The organism is Vibrio sp. M260118, from assembly GCF_036533755.1.
In the GTDB taxonomy this organism is placed as follows: Bacteria; Pseudomonadota; Gammaproteobacteria; order Enterobacterales; family Vibrionaceae; genus Vibrio.
Genome location: NZ_JATABG010000277.1, coordinates 1 through 4,934 on the forward strand (window position 1 = coordinate 1; position 4,934 = coordinate 4,934).

Sequence of the window (4,934 nt, forward strand, 5' to 3'; positions counted from 1 at the left end):
TAATTATAAAAATTCAACCCCGGCAATTATATTGGCCGAACGCTCTCTTTATCGAGTTCAGCAGCAAAGCGCTTTTCGATGAATTGAACGTTTGGATCCTCTTCTAAGCTAGTGAACGCTTGCTGTAAGCGTTGCTGATAAAGCTTGTCACGCAACTCAAGTGGTGTCTCACCTAAATCACCGATCTCGACACTTAACTGACACTCTTGAGCAAGTACACGGTTAAGCTCTCCAAGCAGTTCACTTTGCGCTTTATCGGTATTTAAATGTGCTTGTGATGCTCTTAACGTCAACAAGATAGTCGCACCATCTTTTTCATAATGTGAGTTTAGCGCAAGCTGCTCGGTTAACTTAGCGGTGGTCAGTTTGCTAATCAGGCTGGCCCACTCGCTTTGCTCTATACTTTCACCAACAAGCTTGTGCACCATTTCCGGTGTTTTCTCATGCTCCAAGGCTTTTTTTAATAACGTTGGAGTCAACTCAAGCGTTGGTGTTTTATTCTGAGGTAAGCTTGGCTTCCATTGGTAAGGCTCATCCTTAGCAGGCTCAGGTGTAGCACTAATATTTGCGTGCTGCAATGGCGACAGCTGCCCTGCACTGCCGTGTTTTTTCGCTACACGGTCAAGCACAGACTCTGGTTTAGCAGATGTCGCATTAGCCTTTTTTGCTGGATTACCTTGAGCTGGGTTTAACCCTTTTCTCTGCGAACGTAGCTGATGACGCAAACCACTTAATGGTGAGTTTGGTCGCTCGTTAGACATAGTTGGTGTAGAAGCTGGAGCCTGTTGAACAGGTGGAGTCATCTCTGGTTGAGTTGAAATTCGTTGTTCACTAGGCGGAACATAAGGCTCTGCTGGCTCATCATACTGACGTGAGTCGTAACCGTAATCATCTACTGCAGGCGCATTATTTGGGCCTGTACTTGGTGCTATCTTAGGCTCTGGAGTTGCTTGCACTGCCGGCTTCTGCTGCGATTGAGATTGCGGCGCTGGCGCTCTCAACTCTGGGTTGATCACTGGTACCTGATTAGCGGGTTTTGGCGCTGCGGAAGTCTGATCATCAACTTGGATAGAGATAACATTTGCTTGTGACTTAGCCGCTGGTTTAAATGCCATCATACGCAAGATGATCATCTCCAAGCCACTTCTCTCAGACGGCGCAAGTGGCAGGTCTTGGCGACCTTTTAGCGCAATCTGATAATAGAGCTGCACATCTTGTGGCGTCATTGCGCGAGAAAGAAGCTCTATTTTTTCAGAGTCGGGTTGGCTTTGATCGAGTGTCGCTGGCAACGCTTGGTACATAGCCAGTCTATGCAGTTGAGCGGCTAACTGTTGTAGTAGCCCATCCCACTCAACACCATTTTGCGCCAGAGCATTCACACAATCCATCGCCATTTTCAGCTGTTTTGAACTGATCGCTTCTAACAGATGCAGCGCTTGGTCTGTATCAAGCGTGCCTAACATGTGCGCAACGCTGTCAGTCAGCACTTGCCCATTGCCAAGCGCAATAGCTTGATCGGTTAGGCTTAACGCATCACGCATACTACCGTCAGCAGCATGGGCAATCATGCCCAACGCTCGTGGTTCTGTAGTCACGCTTTCCGCACCAAGAATATGATCTAGCTGCTGATGAATATCATCAACACTGATCGGTTTCAGATGGAACTGTAAACAGCGCGACAGTATGGTGACAGGTAACTTTTGTGGGTCTGTTGTTGCCAGTAAGAACTTCACATACTCTGGTGGCTCTTCCAACGTCTTTAGTAACGCGTTAAAGCTATGGCGAGAGAGCATATGAACTTCATCGATAAGGTAAACTTTAAAGCGGCCACGTGCAGGCTTGTACTGCACGTTATCTAATAGTTCACGAGTATCTTCAACTTTAGTACGCGAAGCTGCATCTATCTCTAATAAGTCAACAAATCGGCCTTCATCGATCTCTTTACAGGTATCACAAACCCCACACGGTGTTGAGGTAATCCCGGTTTCACAGTTGAGGCCTTTCGCAAACAACCGACCGATGGTGGTTTTACCCACGCCACGAGTGCCGCTAAACAGATAGGCATGATGAAGACGATTTTGCGCTAACGCATTTTCCAGCGCGGTGAGAACGTGAGCCTGACCAACCACTTCATTAAACTTGGTTGGTCGCCACTTTCGCGCTAAGGCAAGATAACTCATGAAACTATACCCATTAAAAACCTACCCGATTAGTGGCCTTCGAACTCACAGATGCTGTATACGTTAAGACCTAAACCTTCAAGACGCTTATCACCGCCAATTTCAGGAAGGTTAATAACAAAAGCTGCGTGCTCTACCACACCACCAAGTTGGCGAATAAGTTTAGTTGTCGCTTCGATTGTACCGCCCGTTGCAAGTAAATCATCAACAACCAATACTTTGTCACCCTCACTGATCGCATCAGTGTGGATCTCAAGTGTGTCAGTACCATACTCAAGTTCGTATGATTGAGAGACTGTTGCACGTGGCAACTTACCCGGTTTGCGTACTGGAACAAATCCTAGGCCAAGCTCTAGCGCGAGTGGCGCACCAAAAAGGAAACCGCGTGCTTCAGTACCAACGATTTTGGTAAAGCCCATATCTTTGTACTTTTCAACCAGCAGTTGGATAGTTGCTTGGTACGCTTTTGCGTCTTCCATTAAGCTGGTTACATCGCGGAACAAGATACCCGCTTTTGGGTAATCAGGGATACTTTTGATGCTAGATTTAATCAATGAGATTGTTTCAGTAGTCATAATTCTTTCTTTGATTGGCTCGATAGCGCGTCAACGAAAACACCGCCATCCATTAGCGTAATTTTTAGCACAATCTAACCTTTGGAAATGACGAACACTTTTACCACGGTTTGTTGTGCTCAAAAAACAAACGCCCACTTCAAAAGCGGGCACACTTCCTGACAATCTTAGTGATTTTCTTCTCTATCGGCAAGGTACTCAGTCACAGGCAAGCGAATAAACCAAGTGAGTAAAACCACCAACATGACGACAAGCGCAATCTTTAACCAGAAGTGTGGGACAACCCAAATAGAGAAAGTAAAACTGATGACAATGCACAGTGCACCGCGCTTCTTAACTTTCGCTGTCACCGCTCGATTTTGGTGCCAATTAGTTAAAATAGGCCCAAACGTTTTATGCTCATGCAACCAACGATGAAACTTAGGGCTACTGCGCATAAAGCAGGCGCTTGCTAACAGAATAAAGGGAGTAGTAGGAAGGAGTGGGAGGAATATCCCAAGAATGCCCAAAATAAGACTGAGCACACCAACAAAATTAAGAAACAGACGACGAATTATGATGGCGTGCTCCGTATGAAAATCAATACCCCGCGTATCCGTTTAACACGCGAATCCAAGTTAACGTTGCCGGTAACGTTGGGATCAGTAGAACGGCAATAAAGCCGAGAAAATAGAATACATTATACGGTTCTTGAAAATCTTTGTCTGCCATGGGCTTGCTTCTCTAAAGGTGAAATTGACTTTACCTGATGAATTTAACCAATTGTTAAAAACTTGGGTTATTTTTGTTTTATGGCGGACTATACCCTAAACATTGAAGGACAAACACCAACTAACATTAGGGTTATTTCTAGGATGAGAGTAGTGACAGCGGTGTTAAGTTTTGCTGCCACGATAGATGTCTAAGCTAAAACTACTTGAGCCCAAACGACTCAAGGTCAATTGACTGCCAGACTGAATTGGCAAATCCATAGTGATGAAGTTTTTGCCGCAGTTTTCACCAAGCTTCACTCCTGCGGATATATGCTGCGAGAAGTAACCATTTGACCACTGCGCGTCTAGCCCAGCAGGCAAAATAGATAGTGTGCCTTCTGATAGGTCGGCAATACCAAACAAAGCATTGACAGGGGTACTACACTCCGAACACTTGATTCCCTTTTCAAGCAATGTGGCAATATCTTTAAGATCGGCATTAAAACATTTCAAGTTGCGTAGGTAGTCATGGAATAGCGCTCGAACGAGCAAGGTTGTCGCAGCCCCATGCTTCTCTTCGCTCGCGGAATCGACAAGATAAAAAGCAAACTGGCCATTAATCAACCAAGCGTAGTCAAACACTAACGGCATCACATCTGTCGATTGAAGTAAGCGATAGTTGCACTTCCAGTCCCCTTGCGAGGTATCTTTTTCCGGTAACAGTGCGTGTAAAAGGTCTTTGGCTGCGCTTGGGTTTTCTTCTAAGTACTCTAAATGCCAATGCAGTTCTTGCTCTTCGGGCATATCACCACTATCAACGCGAAACCATTGACTAGCAAAATCACGTTGATCACTAAGATGGTTATCTGAGTCATCAAGCGTATTTTCAATCGCACAACCCAAATGCTCATGATTGCTAATAGGTTTTGCTAAGAAGTCTTTAATTCCATACCGGAGCGCTTTGGCAACGTCAGAGATTTCGTCAGTCGCAGAGACAACGATAAGAGGTAGTGATGGGTATTCGAGGCTGACTTCTTCGACAAACTCAATGCCATCTAAAATCGGCATTGCCAAATCGCACAGAATCAAATCCGGCTCTGTAGAGCGCAATTTTTGTAGGCCATCTAGTCCATCTTCAGCTTCGATCACTTTATACCCTTGGGACTCTAGGTATCCAAGTGTGATACGACGGAAGATTGGATCATCATCCACAAGCATAATCACTTTTTGTCCAGCAGCGACCGGCAACGCCGCACTGGTTCCAACTTCGACTGTTTTATGCATAACTCATTGCCTCACACAACTACAACCACAACTAATAATTATTATTCTTGTTCGTTTAAAACACTCTTTAAAAAGTAGCCGTGAACTAGCATTTATACAAATCTTCCACTTTTAAAGCGGGTCGAATACTATACCTATGGAATCGAAAATATCGCTAAACTTGTTGATGTGACTCAAACTTTGACATTTGATATGAAGATAAA

The 4,934-nt window shown here is 44.9% G+C and carries 5 protein-coding genes; all 5 read right to left on the minus strand.

The genetic code is table 11. The features are described 5' to 3' along the window. Positions 1-26 precede the first annotated feature (26 nt). The 5 genes from dnaX to QTO00_RS14835 all read right to left on the minus strand — a co-directional run bounded on the left by dnaX (position 27) and on the right by QTO00_RS14835 (position 4,731). Positions 27-2,180, minus strand: a complete 2,154-nt coding sequence (gene dnaX, locus QTO00_RS14815) for a DNA polymerase III subunit gamma/tau (protein ID WP_331425483.1) — start codon at positions 2,178-2,180, stop codon at positions 27-29. A 29-nt stretch (positions 2,181-2,209) separates the two neighbouring features. Further along, positions 2,210-2,755, minus strand: coding sequence for an adenine phosphoribosyltransferase (gene apt / locus QTO00_RS14820; protein ID WP_038205514.1), 546 nt, complete (start codon positions 2,753-2,755; stop codon positions 2,210-2,212). 167 nt (positions 2,756-2,922) lie between these two features. Continuing rightward, positions 2,923-3,315, minus strand: coding sequence for a YbaN family protein (locus QTO00_RS14825; protein ID WP_331425486.1), 393 nt, complete (start codon positions 3,313-3,315; stop codon positions 2,923-2,925). A 19-nt stretch (positions 3,316-3,334) separates the two neighbouring features. Further along, on the minus strand, positions 3,335-3,466 hold the full coding sequence (locus tag QTO00_RS14830) for a hypothetical protein (protein ID WP_331425484.1): 132 nt from the start codon (positions 3,464-3,466) through the stop codon (positions 3,335-3,337). 164 nt (positions 3,467-3,630) lie between these two features. After that, entirely contained in the window at positions 3,631-4,731 is a 1,101-nt protein-coding gene (locus QTO00_RS14835) for a response regulator (protein ID WP_331425485.1), read from the minus strand. Positions 4,732-4,934: the final 203 nt, after the last annotated feature.